This window comes from Bradyrhizobium sp. CB82, assembly GCF_029714405.1.
Classification (GTDB): Bacteria; Pseudomonadota; Alphaproteobacteria; order Rhizobiales; family Xanthobacteraceae; genus Bradyrhizobium.
In genome coordinates, this window is the sequence record NZ_CP121650.1 from 9,204,758 (window position 1) to 9,219,449 (window position 14,692).

Genomic DNA, 14,692 nt, shown 5'->3' on the forward strand with positions numbered 1-14,692 from the left:
TGCGAGCGCAGCGAAGCAATCCAGGCTCTTGCCGCGGAGACAGTCTGGATTGCTTCGTCGCTTCGCTCCTCGCAATGACGGAGAATGCGGAAGCCCCTTACCCGCCTCGCCTTCCGGTATATGCCGCCCCGCGATCACAATTTTGGCACCTTCGGCAACGAAGACTTCCGCTGTCCGCAAACCGATTCCGCTCTCTGATCACCGCAACCTTGCCGTCCAGCCTGCCCATGGGATGTTCCTGTTTTCGAATGATTTAAGGCCAACCGGCCGGCATCGCGCGGCGCCGTCGTTCCAACGGCCAAAATTCCCGCCTGCCAATGCCGAGGCAAGCTATGCTTGCGCAGGCGGCCCGCGCATCGCTTTCATTTGCAGCCGGCCTTTCGAGTTGCTTTGCGGTTGAACGGCAGATGGTGAAACTGGTCGAGGAATTCCGGAAAGGCTGGCTCGGCATCTCGTCGCCTTCGCTGGCGCTCAGCGTCGGCTTTGCGACCATCTGTCTCGTGCTCGCGACGCTGGTGCGCTGGGGCCTCGCCCAGGTGCGGCCGGACATCTTCTTCACGCCGTATTTTCCGGCCGTGTTCTTTGCCGCCGCATTCGGCGGCCTGCGCATCGGCGTCGTCACGGCGCTGCTCGGCGGCGTGCTCGGCGTCAGCCTGAATTTCGGTGATGTGCATGCCGACCGCGCGCGCTTCGTTCTCTTGGTGCTATACTGGGCCGTCAGCGCGCTCACGATTTGGGGCGTCGAGCACTATCGCTCGCTGCTGATCGAGCAGCGGCGGATTTCCAAGCGCCTGATCGAGGAAGAGGAGTATCGCAAGCTCCTGGTCGACGAATTGCAACACCGGCTCAAGAACAAGCTGTCCACCGTGCACGCGGTCCTGCATCAGGTGCTGCATGACCAGCCGCAGGTCTGGGCCCGCGTCGATCCGCGGCTGCGCTCGCTTGCGGCAACCGACGATCTGATCGCGCGGGTCGACAATTCAGGCTGCGACATCCGCGACCTCCTGATCTCCGAGCTCGGTCCCTACGGCCATGTCCGCTTCACGCTGAACGGCGAGCGGCTGTTCCTGCCGGCGAAGCTCGCGGTGACGCTGTCGCTGATGTTCCACGAGCTCGCCACCAATGCGAGCAAATACGGCGCCTTCTCCGCACCGCGCGGCCTGTTGCAGGTGTCGTGGACCGTCTCTGACGACCGTCTCACCATCACCTGGGACGAAACCGAAGGACCGAGCGTCGACAAGGTTTCGGCGCCGGGCTTCGGCACCAAGCTGTTGAAATCGGCGCTTCTCGCCTTCGACGGCAAGACTGAAATCTCCTACCTGAAGAGCGGCGTCCATTGCATCATGCAATGCCGCATTCCCAAAGCCTGACACGTCGCGCACAAAGCGAGAATGCGACGCGCGCAAGTTTCGCAAGTGCCATTGACGCTCTGTTAATGACGATCGGCACGGCTCGTGCCGGCGCAGCAAGTTGTTGCGAACCGAACCCGTATTTCTGCGTATCCCTTAACCAAAACTAAGAGGCACTTCTGCAAGATCGCGCCATTACAAAGCCGCGCCTGAACAACAAGATTCATGATTTCTATGAACGACAGCAAATATCACGGCGCGACTGATGCCGAGCTCGGATTTCTCAAGGAGATCGTTAGAATGCTGCCTGCCGGCGTGACCGTGCAGGACGCGCGCGGCAATCTCATTCTGGTCAACGATGCCGCCGCCCGCCATCTCGGTATGGTTGGCAGTCGGCCGACGCCGGACCTGACCCAGCGCCAGGCAGCCTGCCGGCAGGCGATGCAGGCCGGCCACCCCGTGGTAGCCGAGGAATCCGTCCATGACGGCACCGCGCGTCAGGTTCTGCTCACCACCCATCGCCCGATCCGCCTTGCCGGCCGCGACCTCCTCCTTTCCGCCTCCTCCGACATCACCGAGCAGAAGAATTTCGAGGACCAGCTGTTTCGCTCGGCCTATTTCGACGAGCTCACCGGCCTGCCCTCCCGGCGCGTGATCGAGCATCGCGTCAACGGCATCTTGGCGCACGAGCGCAGCAACGAACGTTTTGCACTCGCCTTTCTCGACATCGACAATTTCAAGCACATCAACGACTATTACGGCCATTCGGTCGGCGATGCGCTGCTGGTCGAGCTGTCGAAGCGGCTCGGCCGCGACCTGCGCGAGACCGACATGCTGTCGCGGATCTCGGGCGACGAATTCCTGCTGCTGCTCTCGCCGATCAAGAGCGAAGAGGAGGTCGCCGAATTCATCCAGGCGACGCTGAAGCGCCTCACCGCGCCCTTCTTCATCGACTCCTCCGAGATCTTCGGCTCCGCCTCGGTCGGCGTCAGCCTCTATCCGGATCACGGCCGCAGCTTCGAGGTGCTGCGTCAGAATGCCGACATCGCGATGTACCGCGTCAAGAACGGCGGCAAGGGCTCCGCCGCGTTTTTCGACTCCGGCATGGAGCGCGAGGCGCTCGCGCGCATGAAGATCGAGCAGTCGTTGCGGCTCGCCATCCTCGAGAAGCGCTTCTGCTGCGCTTTCCAGTCCAAGGTCGACATCAGGACCCAGGCCGTGAAGGGCATCGAGGCCTTGGTGCGCCTGCGCGACGATGAGGGCGTGATCCAGGCGCCGGGCTCGTTCATCAACCTCGCGGTCGAGCTCGGGCTGATCGACGAGCTCACCCATCTCGTGCTTACCGAGATCGTGAGGTCGATCGACCTCATCAATGACACCTTTGGTGCCGAAGCGAGCATTAGCATCAACGTCGCCGCCAAGCAGGCCGGCAATCCCGAATTCATGCGCTCCTTCGCGAAAGCGCTCGAGCAGACCGGCTTCCCGAAACGCTTCATGATCGAGGTGACGGAGGACGCTTTCGTCGCCACCAATCACTTCCAGTCCGAGATCCTGCCGATATTCCGCAAGCTCGGCGTCGGCATCTCCATCGACGATTTCGGCATCGGCTTTTCCTCACTCTCGGCCCTTGCCGACGTCACGGCCGACGAGATCAAGATCGACCGCTCGTTCATCACCGACATCCATAAGCGCCCGCGCAGCCAGGGCATTTTGCGGGCGATCGAATCCTTGAGCGAAGCGCTCGGCATGACGGTCATCGCCGAAGGTCTCGAATCCTATGAGGAGCTGGCCTACCTGCAGGCCGCGACCAAGATCCGCTATGCGCAGGGCTACTATTTCGCCCGGCCGATCTTCCTGGAGGAGCTGAAGCTCGCGACGCCCGCGGCCAGCGAAGCACGGGTCAGCATCGCAAGCCGCCCGGCGCAGCAGAACAGGCAGGGCTATTCACGCGCGGGCGGATACCGGCGGTAGTTTTCATAGAGCCCAACCGAGCCACGAACTCGGTGCACCTCTCCCGCTTGCGGGGGAGGCATAGGCCGCCTTCGGCGGCCGTACTCTCTCTATGGCGAAGCGCCGGGTGGGGGCTCTCTCCACGTGAAGGCTCTCGATGCGGAACCACCCTTTCCCCAGCCCTCCCCCGCAAGCGGGGGAGGGAGCGGACCAATCGTGCCACCCCCGAACCACGTTTTCGCCCTTTGAAATTGCTGGCCTTTTGCTAAGAAGCAGGCGAACGTCCGGGCTTGCCTCGCCTGGCAGCCACCGAGGTACGCCATGTCCGCTCCCTCCTCCGTCGTCAGCGATCCCGCCTATATTCGCGCCCGCGCCATGGAGACGCTGTTCGAGCGGCTGGAGCATCTGTGCGAGGGCGCCATTGCGGTCGATCGCAACGGGCGGGTGGTCTATGTCAACGAGAAATACGTCACCGCGATCGGCCTTTCGCATGAATCCGAGGCGCTGGGACGTCCGATCGAGGAGATCATTCCCAACAGCCTGTTGCGGCGGGTCGTGGAGACCGGCGAGCCGATCATCCTCGACATCATGGAGCTCGGCGGCCAGCAGCTCGTCGTCACCCGTATGCCGATCGAGGACGAGCGCGGGAACATCATTGGCGCCATCGGCTTCGTGCTCTATGACCGCCTCGAAGGCCTGAAGCCGTTGCTTGCCCGCGTCGCCCAGCTCGAGAACGATCTGCGGCTGGCGCGGCGGCAATTGTCTCACCCCCGCGCTGCGCGCTTCACTTTTGCCGACTACGTCGGCACGACGTCCGGCATCGCGCAGGCCAAGGAGCTGGCCGCGCGCGCCGCGCGTCAGAACGTCACCGTGCTGCTCACCGGCGAGACCGGAACGGGCAAGGAGATGCTGGCGCAGGCCATCCACAACGCCTCCTCCCGCGCCGAAAAGCCGTTCGTCAGCGTCAACGTCGCCGCCATTCCCGACACGCTGATCGAGTCGGAATTCTTCGGCACGGCGCCCGGCGCCTATACCGGGGCCGACCGCAAGGGCCGCGAGGGAAAGTTCCGCATCGCCGATGGTGGCACGCTGTTCCTCGACGAGATCGGAGAGATGCCGCTCCAGCTCCAGGCCAAGCTGCTCCGCGTGTTGCAGGAGCGCGAGATCGAGCCGCTCGGCTCCGACAAGGTCACCAAGATCGACGTGCGCGTGGTCGCCGCGACCAACGTCGATTTGCACAAGCGCGTCAGCGAGGGCGCCTTCCGCGCCGATCTCTATTACCGGCTCAACGTGCTCTCGATCGGCCTGCCCCCCTTGCGCGACTGCCTCGACGATCTTCCTGATATCTGCGCGCGGCTGCTCGAGGACATCAGCGCCACCGGCGACTATGTCAACGCCAGGATCACGCCGAGCGCGCTCGCCGCCCTTGCCCGCTACGACTGGCCCGGCAACGTCCGCGAGCTCCGCAACATCCTGGAGCGCGCGCTGATCCTGAGCGACTCGGGACGGCTGACCGGCGAGGACTTTGCCCGCATCCTGCCCGTCGGGGTCGACACCAGACCCGTGGCGCAGGTCCGGACTGGCGGCACTGTCATCCCCTATGCCGAAGCGGAGGCCGAATTCGAGAAGCACACGCTCGAACAGGCGCTCGCCGCCAGCAACGGCCAGATTTCGGAAGCCGCCAAAATGCTCCAGATCTCACGTGCGACGTTCTACAAGAAGCTCGCCAAGTTCGGCCTCGCCTCGGGACCGGCCTCCGTCTGAGTTTCGAGACGGAGAGCGTCCGGAATCTCAGACTCCAGACAGGATACGCGCCGCGTCCTCCGCGGCGCGAATGCGCGAATTGCCGGGTTTTCAGCCACTTTGCTCATCTCTACCGCATCTGGCGCGGAGCTTGCTTTTCGCTTTGCACAATGACGCATGCTGCACATGCGCATTCGCAAACCAGGAGGACGCCAGATGAGTGGAGCGATCGCAGTCAATCAGCTTCAAGCACGACAACCGTCGCACGTCACCGTCGCCACCGCGAGCCTGATCGGCACGGCGATCGAGTGGTACGACTTCTTCCTTTACGGCACCGCAGCCGCGCTGATCTTCAACAAGCTGTTCTTTCCGACCTTCGACCCCATGGTCGGCACGCTGCTGGCCTTTGCGACCTACGCGCTCGGCTTCATCGCGCGCCCGCTCGGCGGCGTCGTGTTCGGCCATTACGGCGACAAGATCGGCCGCAAGACCATGCTTTACCTCACGCTGCTGATCATGGGCGCCGCGACCGCGGCGATCGGCTTCCTTCCGACCTATGAGACCGCCGGCATCTGGGCCGCGATCCTGCTCGTCACCTGCCGCCTGATCCAGGGCTTTGGCCTCGGGGGCGAATGGGGCGGCGCGGTGCTGATGGCAGTCGAGCATGCGCCCGAGGACAAGAAGGGCTTTTATGGAAGCTGGCCGCAGCTCGGGGCGCCGCTCGGCCTCGTGCTCGGCACGCTGGTGTTCTCGGTGGTGTCGTCGCTGCTGACCGACGCGCAGCTCTATGCCTGGGGCTGGCGCATCCCGTTCCTGTTCTCGATCGCGCTGGTGTTGGTCGGACTGTGGATCCGCTTCACCATCGCGGAATCGCCGGAGTTCCAGAAGGTCAAGGACACCAAGCAGGAAGTGAAGATGCCGATCGTCGACGCGATCCGGATGTATCCGAAGAACATCCTGCTCGCGATGGGCGCGCGTTTTGCGGAGAACGGCTTCTTCTACATCTATGCCACCTTCGTGCTCGCCTATGCGACACAATCGCTCGGCATGAACAAGCAGGACATGCTGAACGGCGTCCTGATCGCGGCCGCGATCGAGACCTTCACCATTCCCGTCTTCGGCGCGCTCTCCGACCGCGTCGGGCGACGGCCGATCTACATCTTCGGTGCGGTCTTTTCCGCGCTGATGTCGTTCCCGCTGTTCATGCTGCTGTCGACCAAGAATCCGCAGGCTGCCTGGATCGCGATCGTGCTGGGCCTCGCCATCGGTCACGCCGCGATGTACGGCCCGCAGGCGAGCTTCCTGTCCGAGCTGTTCGGTACCAAGGTGCGCTACAGCGGCGTCTCGCTCGGCTACAACCTCGCCTCGATCTTCGCCGGCGCCCTGTCGCCGCTGATCGCGACCGGCCTGATGACGACCTTTGCGCCGGCGACCTGGCCGATCTCGCTGTACATGATCGCGCTCGCGATCATCACCATCGTGTCGGTCTACTTCGCGACCGAAACACGCAAGATAGTTCAGGCCTGACTGGCGAGGGTCACGTCTCGCGCCGCGAGGAGCGGCCTGTTACAGGGCCGCTCCTCGCGATAAGATCGACGCAAAGAACAACAGGCATGCGGTCCAGGGATCGGGAGGAACGCCGTGAGCCAGCACCCAGCTCTGCCTTACCTGCGCAATTCCGAAAAGGGCAAGATCGTCACGGCGGCGGAAGCCGTCATGCTGATCCGCGACGGCGACACGGTCGCCACCGGCGGCTTCGTCGGCATCGGCTTTGCCGAGGAGATCGCGATCGCGCTCGAGGAGCTCTATCTCTCCAACGAGGGCGACGCGCCCTACACCCAAGGCAAGCCGCACAACCTGACGCTGGTCTATGCGGCGGGTCAGGGCGACGGCAAGCATCGCGGCCTCAACCATTTCGCGCATGAAGGCCTCGTCCGGCGCGTGATCGGCGGGCATTGGGGGCTTGCACCCAAATTGCAGCAGCTCGCGATCGCGGGCCAGATCGAGGCCTACAACCTGCCGCAGGGCGTGATCACGCACCTGTTCCGCGACATCGCGGCGCACCGGCCCGGCCACGTTACCCGCGTCGGCATGGGCACCTTCGTCGACCCACGCAATGGCGGCGGCAAGCTGAATGCGCGCACCACCGAGGACATGGTGGAGCTGATCAGAATCGGCGGCGAGGAATGCCTGCTCTACAGGACGTTCCCGATCCATGTCGGGATCATCCGCGCCACCACCGGCGATCCCGACGGCAACCTCACCATGGAGAAGGAGGCGCTGACGCTGGAAGCGCTCGCCATCGCCATGGCCGCGCATAATTCCGGCGGCATCGTCATCGCCCAGGTCGAGCGCGTCGCCGAGATCGGCAGCCTCAATCCGCGCCAGGTCAAGATCCCCGGCATCCTCGTCGACTGCGTCGTGGTGGCGAGACCAGAGCACCACTGGCAGACGTTTGGCACGCAATATAACCCGGCTTTCTCCAGCGAGATCAGGGTGCGTGCCGCATCGCTGCCCACAATGCCGATGAGCGAGCGCAAGATCATCGCCCGCCGCGCCGCCTTCGAATTGAAGGCCAACAGCGTCGTCAATCTCGGCATCGGCATGCCCGAGGGCATCGCCTCGGTCGCCAACGAGGAGCGCATCATCGACCTCATCACGCTGACGGCCGAGCCCGGCGTGATCGGCGGCATTCCCGCCAGCGGCATCGACTTTGGCGCGGCGATCAACACGCAGGCGGTGATCGACCAGCCCTACCAGTTCGATTTCTATGATGGCGGCGGGCTCGATGCCGCCTTCCTCGGCCTCGCCCAGGTCGACCGCTCAGGCAACCTCAATGTCAGCAAGTTCGGACCGAAGCTTGCCGGCGCCGGCGGCTTCATCAACATCAGCCAGAACGCCAAGGAGGTCGTATTCGTCGGCACCTTCGGCGCGGGCAAGCAGAGCATTGCGGTCGAGGGTGGCAAGCTGTCGATCGTCGCGGAGGCGACGTCGCGCAAGTTCGTCGATCATGTCGAGCATGTCACCTTCAGCGGCGCCGTCTCGGCGGCGCGCGGGCAGCGCGTGCTCTATGTCACCGAGCGCTGCGTCTTCGTGCTGCGTCCCGACGGCCTCGAGCTCGTCGAGGTCGCGCCAGGCATCGACATCGAGCGCGACATCCTGCGCCTGATGGATTTCAAGCCGCTGATCCCGCGTGATCCCGCCGTGATGGATGCGCGCATCTTCCGCGACGATCTGATGGAGCTGCGCGAGCGGCTTCTGACCATCCCGCTCGACCAGCGCTTCACGCTGGACGAGCAGCAGAACCTGTTCTTCGTCAATCTGGAACGCTATCCGCTGCGCAGCAAGGCCGATATCGACGCCATCGCGCGCATCGTCGAGGCCAGGCTCGCCCCGCACGGCCGCCGCGTCTACGCCATCGTCAATTATGACAATTTCTCCATCCTCCCCGAGCTGATGGACGATTATTCGGCCATGGTCCGCAGCCTTGTCGACCGCTTCTATTCCGGCGTGTCGCGCTACACGACGTCAGGGTTCCTGCGCATCAAGCTCGGCGAGGCCCTGGAGAAGCGCGGCGTGGCGCCGCACATCTTCGAGAGCGCCGCCGAGGCGCAGTCGGATTGGCGGCAGGTCGAAGGGACTGACGCACAGGACGATGGCGCGCCACGCGGCGCGCGGCAGGCTCAAGAATGATGCAGACCTCGCGTGCGCGCCCTCAGGCGGAAGGTTGAATTGCAATGTTCGCCGCGCTGTGCAAATCGCTATTGCCCAACAAAATGAATCAGGAGGGATCATCTTGCGTTTACCAGTCATCATAACAACAACCATTCTCGGCCTCGCAGCGGCCACCACAGCGCGCGCAGATGACCTCAAGATCGCGCTGATCTACGGCAAGACCGGCCCGCTGGAGGCCTATGCCAAGCAGACCGAGACCGGCCTGCAAATGGGTTTTGAATATGCCACCAAGGGCACCATGACGCTCGACGGTCGCAAGATCGTCATCATCACCAAGGACGACCAGGGCAAGCCGGACCTCGCGAAAGCAGCGCTCGCCGAAGCCTATCAGGACGACAAGGCCGACATCGCCATTGGCACGACGTCGTCGGCCGCGGCGCTGGCGATCCTGCCCGTTGCCGAAGAGAACAAGAAGATACTGATCGTCGAGCCCGCCGTCGCGGACCAGATTACCGGCGAGAAGTGGAATCGCTACATCTTCCGCACCGCGCGCAACTCCTCGCAGGACGCAATCTCCAACGCGGTCGCGATCGGCAAGGCTGGCGTCACCGTTGCGACGCTGGCGCAGGACTACGCCTTCGGCCGCGACGGCGTCGCCGCCTTCAAAGAGGCGCTGGCCAAGACCGGCGCGACATTAGCTGCGGAAGAATATGCCCCGACCTCGACCACCGACTTCACCGCGGTCGGCCAGCGGCTGTTCGACGCGCTGAAAGACAAGCCGGGCCGCAAGGTGATCTGGGTGATCTGGGCCGGCGCCGGCAATCCGCTGGCAAAACTCCAGGACATGGATCCGAAGCGATACGGCATCGAACTCTCGACCGGGGGCAATATCCTGCCGGCACTCGCGGCCTACAAAGCGCTGCCCGGCATGGAAGGCGCGACCTATTACTACTATGACATCCCGAAGAACCCGGTGAACGACTGGCTGGTCGCCGAGCACCAGAAGCGCTTCAACGCGCCGCCGGACTTCTTCACCGCCGGCGGCTTTGCGGCCGCGATGTCCGTCGTCGCCGCCGTCACCAAGGCGAAGTCGACCGACACCGAGAAGCTGATCGCGGCGATGGAAGGCATGGCGTTCGACACGCCGAAGGGCAAGATGGTGTTCCGGAAAGAAGACCATCAGGCGCTCCAGAGCATGTATCACTTCAGGGTCAAGGTCGATCCGAACGTCGCCTGGGCCATCCTCGAGCCGGTGCGCGAGCTCAAGATCGAGGACATGGACGTTCCGGTTAAGAACAAGCGGTAGGTGTCTTACGGCACCTCTCCCGCTTGCGGGAGAGGCCGGGAGAGGCCTCTCACCTCTTGGGGGTTCTCGCCTGCGGAGATACCCTCTCCCCTGCCCTCCCCCGCAAGCGGGGGGGCGCACCGCGACCGCGGATCAATCCAGTTTCATCATTTCCAGACGTTCAATGTCTCTCACCCTCGAAACCCGCGACCTGACCATCCGCTTCGGCGGCCATGTCGCGGTCAACAATGTGAGCTGCAGCTTCCGCCCGGGCGAGCTCACCGCCATCGTCGGCCCGAACGGCGCCGGCAAGACCACCTATTTCAACCTGATCTCGGGCCAGCTGCGCGCCTCGAGCGGCAGCATCTTGTTCGACGGCACCGACATCACCCAGCATTCGGCGCCGCTGCGCACCCGCGCGGGTCTGGGCCGCGCGTTCCAGCTCACCAACCTGTTTCCGAACTTGACGGTGGAAGAGAATGTCCGCCTCGCGGTGCAGGCAGCGAACGGCACGCATTACGACATGCTGCGTCCCTGGATGGTGCGGCGCGACCTGATCGCGCGCGCCGATAGCATCCTCGACCAGGTCGCGCTCGGCAGCCGTCGCGGCGTCACCGCGACCGCGCTGTCCCACGGCGACCAGCGCAAGCTCGAGGTCGCGCTGATGATCGCGCTGGAGCCAAAGGTCTTCATGTTCGACGAGCCGACCGCGGGCATGAGCATCGACGAGGTGCCGGTGGTGCTCAATCTCATCGCACAGCTCAAGCAGGACAGGAGCAGGATCATCCTCCTGGTCGAGCACAAGATGGACGTGGTGCGCTCGCTCGCCGACCGCATCATCGTGCTGCACAACGGCCAGCTCGTCGCCGACGGCATGCCTGCCGAGGTGATCGCCTCGCCGATCGTGCAGGAAGCCTATCTCGGCGTCGCCCCCAAGAAAGCGACATGAGAGCGCAGTATGACCGACCTTCTGACACTGTCCGGCGTGCACACCCATATCGGGCGCTATCACATCCTTCAGGGCATCGACCTCGAGGTCCCGCAGGGGCAGACCACCATGCTGCTCGGCCGCAATGGTGCCGGCAAGACCACGACGCTGCGCACCATCATGGGCCTGTGGCAGGCCTCTTCCGGCGAGATCAGCCTCGCCGGCGAGCGCATCGAGGGTCGCGCCACGCCCGATATCGCGAGGCTCGGCGTCGGCTACGTGCCGGAAAGCATGGCGGTGTTCTCCGATCTCACGGTGAAGGAGAACCTGGTGCTGGCGGCGCGCGATGGCCCGCTCGACGACACCCAGCTCGACTGGATTTTTGGCTTCTTCCCCGCGCTGCGCCGCTTCTGGCTGTCGCGGGCCGGCAGTCTCTCGGGCGGACAGAAGCAGATGCTGTCGATTGCGCGGGCCATCATCGAGCCGCGCAAGCTGCTCCTGATCGACGAGCCGACCAAGGGGCTCGCGCCCGCCATCGTCGTGGCGCTGATCGAGTGTCTGAAGGAGATCAAGCGCAAGGGCGCGACGATTCTCCTGGTCGAACAGAATTTCTTTGCCGCCCGCGAGCTCGGCGACAAAGTGCTGGTGATGGACAACGGCACCATCGTCCATCGCGGCGAGATGGCGGCGCTCGCCGCCGACGTACCGCTCCAGGAGCGGCTGCTCGGCCTGAGCCTGGAGGCGCATCAATGACCGACCTTGCCGCAACCGATCCGCTGCCGAAGCCCAGGCGCGACATCGCGCCGATCCTGCTGCCGATTGCCCTCGCGCTCGCCATGATCCCCTTCGTCGGCTCGACCAGCTCCTGGCTGACGCTGACCGCCGCGAGTCTCGCCATGGGCATGATGATCTTCATCATGGCTTCGGGGCTGACGCTGGTGTTCGGCCTGATGGACGTGCTCAATTTCGGCCACGGCGCCTTCATCGCGGTCGGCGCCTATGTGGCGACGCTGATCCTGCTGCCGTTCGCGGCCGCGATGCAGGCGGATTCGCTTTTGATGAACCTTGCGGTGCTGACGCCGGCCGCGCTGCTCTCGATGGCGGTGTCCGGCGCCCTCGGCCTGGTCGTCGAGCGCGTCTTGATCCTCCCTGTCTACGGCCAGCACCTGAAGCAGATTTTGATGACGACCGGCGGCCTGATCGTCGCCGAGCAGACGCTTTATGCCGCGTGGGGCCCGCAGATCATCCCGCTGCCGCTGCCGACCTCGCTGCGCGGCTCGTTCATCATCGGCGACGTCGCGATCGCAAAATACCGCCTGCTCGCGATGCTGGTCGGCCTCGTCGTGTTCGTCGCGATCCAGCTCGTGCTCAACCGCAGCAAGCTCGGCCTCCTGATCCGCGCCGGCGTCGAGAACCGCGAGATGGTGGAGGCGCTCGGCTATCGCATCCGCCGCCTGTTCCTCGGCGTGTTCATGACGGGATCGGCGCTGGCCGGCCTCGGCGGCATCATGTGGGCGCTCTATCGCGAACAGGTCCACGCCTCCATGAGCGACGATCTCACCGTGCTGATCTTCATCGTCGTCATCATCGGCGGCTTAGGCTCGATCGGCGGCTGCTTCATCGGCGCGCTTCTGGTCGCCATGGTCGCCAATTACGGCGGCTTCCTGGTGCCGAAGCTCGCCCTCGTGTCCAACATCCTGCTGATGGTCGCCGTTCTGATGTGGCGGCCGCGCGGCCTCTATGCGGTGACCAGCCGATGATGATCCTGTCAGGCGACCCGCCGCGGAGCCGCGTTCTCACCCTCATTCTCGTCGTCATCATCCTGGCGCTGGCGGCGACGCCCTATCTGTTTCCTGGCGCGAAAGCGATGAATGTCGCGGCCAAGATCTGCATCTTTGCGGCGCTCGTTGCCTCCTACGACCTGCTGCTCGGCTACACCGGTACGGTGTCGTTCGCCCACACCATGTTCTACGGCATCGGCAGCTACGCGATCGCGATCGCGCTCTATTCCATGGGACCGAACTGGGGCGCGGTTGCAACCGGCTTCGTCATCGGCCTGCCGCTCGCGGCGCTGCTGGCGCTTGCAATCGGGCTGTTCTCGCTGCGCGTCGCGGCGATCTTCTTTGCCATGATCACGCTCGCGGTCGCCTCCGCCTTCCAGGTGCTCGCTTCGCAGCTCTCCTGGCTGACCGGCGGCGAGGACGGACGGAGCTTTCAGCTTCCGGAATTGCTGCGGCCGGGCACCGTGCTGATCCCGAAGAGTCTTGCCGGCTTCGAGTTCAACGGCCGGACCCTGACCTTCTACCTCGTCTTCGCCGCGTCGGCCCTGATGATCCTCGCGCTCTTACGCGTGGTGAACTCGCCGTTCGGCCGCGTGCTCCAGGCGATCCGCGAGAACCGCTTTCGCGCCGAGGCGCTCGGCTTCCGCACCGTCTTCCACCTTACCTATGCCAATTGCCTCGCGGCGCTGGTGGCCGCCAGTGCCGGCATCCTGAATGCGCTCTGGCTACGTTACGCAGGGCCCGACACCTCGCTCAGCTTCTCGATCATGCTCGACATTCTCCTGATGGTCGTGATCGGCGGGATGGGCACGATCTACGGCGCGATCATCGGCGCGACCATCTTCATCCTCGCGCAAAACTATCTTCAGTCGCTGATGGGCGTTGCCTCGAAGGCCGCGGCTGAGGCCGGCCTGCCGTTGCTGCCGGGTCTGCTGCACCCGGATCGCTGGCTGCTGTGGCTCGGGCTGCTGTTCATTGCGAGTGTCTACTTCTTTCCGACCGGCGTGGTCGGACGTCTGCGCAATGCCGGCACCAAGAAGGCGTGACGCGTTCGGCGGAGACCAGCGGCGCGCCCGGCCGGCGTTGCCGCCTCCGAAATGACCGGACAAGCAAGCTCTGGCAGCCTTCCACGAGATGAAGTGCTATTGCCTGGCGCTATTGCCTGGCTGATCTCGTCGCCCCGATCTGCCCGAGCAGCTCGGGGCGGCCGTAACCCCGTCATCTCCGCCGAAGCCATGCTGGCCGAATTCGCCCGCCTCGTCGCGGGATTCGGGGGGTTCCGGCCCCGGCGGCGCGCAGGTCCGGCCGGGGCAGACAAGAACGCCGAGCCGAGGTTGCCCACCCCGCGCCAATCGGCTAAATGAGGCCTCACTGCACCCGTAGCTCAGCTGGATAGAGCGTTGCCCTCCGAAGGCAAAGGTCACACGTTCGAATCGTGTCGGGTGCGCCATTTCCCCAACTCTCATGATCATTGCGAGCGGCGTTGAACCGAGAAGCTGCGCGGCCGCGTTGTCACTTGCCCGAAAAGAAATGTCGGCTAACCCGCTCAAGCGCAGCATCCGGGCCAAGAGTGCCGGTGTCCACAATGAACAGCCGGTACCTTGCGGCGATGTCGGCAAATATCCTGCAGAACCGCCCATGGTCCTCGGCAGACCAGATATCGCGGCCGCGCTCCGCTAAGCGCACGACCGTCAGATCGGCTGGAGACCAGCAAATCACCGTCCGCTCCGCGAATGGTAGGCGATCGGGCCAGTTGCTGCCATCGAGCAAGGACAGTGTCGAGGGAATCAGTCGATCGAACACCGTCGGGCGTTCCGCGTTCTGTTCAACGGCGTGATCGCTGATGATCCGTCGGAACGCCAGCAAATCGGTGGTCCGGCCCTTCCGATAAAGCCACGCATTGACCTCGCCCGTCACACCATCAAACGGCTTCACATAGGCCAAGCCCAGGCTTGCGGCGATGGAACGGGCCAGCGTCGTC

11 protein-coding genes, 1 tRNA gene and 1 pseudogene are annotated in these 14,692 nt (G+C 64.3%); 11 read left to right on the forward strand and 2 right to left on the reverse strand.

Going from position 1 to position 14,692, the window contains the following annotated elements:
* Nucleotides 1-102: 102 nt before the first annotated feature.
* A pseudogene (locus QA640_RS43560) lies at nt 103-229 on the reverse strand (2,5-dichloro-2,5-cyclohexadiene-1,4-diol dehydrogenase); the annotation flags it as partial.
* A 178-nt stretch (nt 230-407) separates the two neighbouring features.
* Between QA640_RS43560 and QA640_RS43565 the strand changes: the two are divergent.
* The 11 genes from QA640_RS43565 to QA640_RS43615 all read left to right on the forward strand — a co-directional run bounded on the left by QA640_RS43565 (nt 408) and on the right by QA640_RS43615 (nt 14,161).
* Nucleotides 408-1,370 (forward strand): sensor histidine kinase, encoded by a 963-nt coding sequence (locus QA640_RS43565; RefSeq protein ID WP_283038739.1) that lies wholly within the window; start codon nt 408-410, stop codon nt 1,368-1,370.
* Between the two features lie 213 nt (nt 1,371-1,583).
* The gene (locus QA640_RS43570) at nt 1,584-3,320 is read left to right on the forward strand and encodes an EAL domain-containing protein (RefSeq protein ID WP_283038740.1); all 1,737 of its coding nucleotides are present in this window, start codon (nt 1,584-1,586) and stop codon (nt 3,318-3,320) included.
* Nucleotides 3,321-3,620: 300 nt separating this feature from the next.
* A complete protein-coding gene (locus QA640_RS43575; protein ID WP_283038741.1) occupies nt 3,621-5,063 on the forward strand; it encodes a sigma 54-interacting transcriptional regulator in 1,443 nt (480 codons plus the stop codon).
* 195 nt (nt 5,064-5,258) lie between these two features.
* Complete coding sequence (locus QA640_RS43580) at nt 5,259-6,569, forward strand: MFS transporter (protein WP_283038742.1); 1,311 nt, start codon at nt 5,259-5,261, stop codon at nt 6,567-6,569.
* A gap of 114 nt (nt 6,570-6,683) precedes the next feature.
* A complete protein-coding gene (locus tag QA640_RS43585) occupies nt 6,684-8,735 on the forward strand; it encodes an acyl CoA:acetate/3-ketoacid CoA transferase (protein ID WP_283038743.1) in 2,052 nt (683 codons plus the stop codon).
* 103 nt (nt 8,736-8,838) lie between these two features.
* Complete coding sequence (locus QA640_RS43590) at nt 8,839-10,023, forward strand: substrate-binding domain-containing protein (protein WP_283038744.1); 1,185 nt, start codon at nt 8,839-8,841, stop codon at nt 10,021-10,023.
* A gap of 163 nt (nt 10,024-10,186) precedes the next feature.
* On the forward strand, nt 10,187-10,951 hold the full coding sequence (locus QA640_RS43595; protein WP_283038745.1) for an ABC transporter ATP-binding protein: 765 nt from the start codon (nt 10,187-10,189) through the stop codon (nt 10,949-10,951).
* Between the two features lie 9 nt (nt 10,952-10,960).
* On the forward strand, nt 10,961-11,683 hold the full coding sequence (locus QA640_RS43600; protein WP_283038746.1) for an ABC transporter ATP-binding protein: 723 nt from the start codon (nt 10,961-10,963) through the stop codon (nt 11,681-11,683).
* Nucleotides 11,680-12,690: a branched-chain amino acid ABC transporter permease gene (locus QA640_RS43605; RefSeq protein WP_283038747.1), complete on the forward strand. Its 1,011-nt coding sequence runs from the start codon at nt 11,680-11,682 to the stop codon at nt 12,688-12,690. The genes QA640_RS43600 and QA640_RS43605 overlap by 4 nt, the downstream gene beginning before the upstream one ends.
* Nucleotides 12,687-13,757: a branched-chain amino acid ABC transporter permease gene (locus QA640_RS43610; protein WP_283038748.1), complete on the forward strand. Its 1,071-nt coding sequence runs from the start codon at nt 12,687-12,689 to the stop codon at nt 13,755-13,757. Before QA640_RS43605 ends, QA640_RS43610 begins: the two co-directional genes overlap by 4 nt.
* Before the next feature lie 327 nt (nt 13,758-14,084).
* Nucleotides 14,085-14,161: transfer RNA gene (locus QA640_RS43615), tRNA-Arg, on the forward strand.
* A gap of 62 nt (nt 14,162-14,223) precedes the next feature.
* On the opposite strand, the gene QA640_RS43620 is transcribed toward QA640_RS43615, so the two are convergent.
* Nucleotides 14,224-14,655: a hypothetical protein gene (locus tag QA640_RS43620; protein WP_283038749.1), complete on the reverse strand. Its 432-nt coding sequence runs from the start codon at nt 14,653-14,655 to the stop codon at nt 14,224-14,226.
* Between the last annotated feature and the right edge of the window lie 37 nt (nt 14,656-14,692).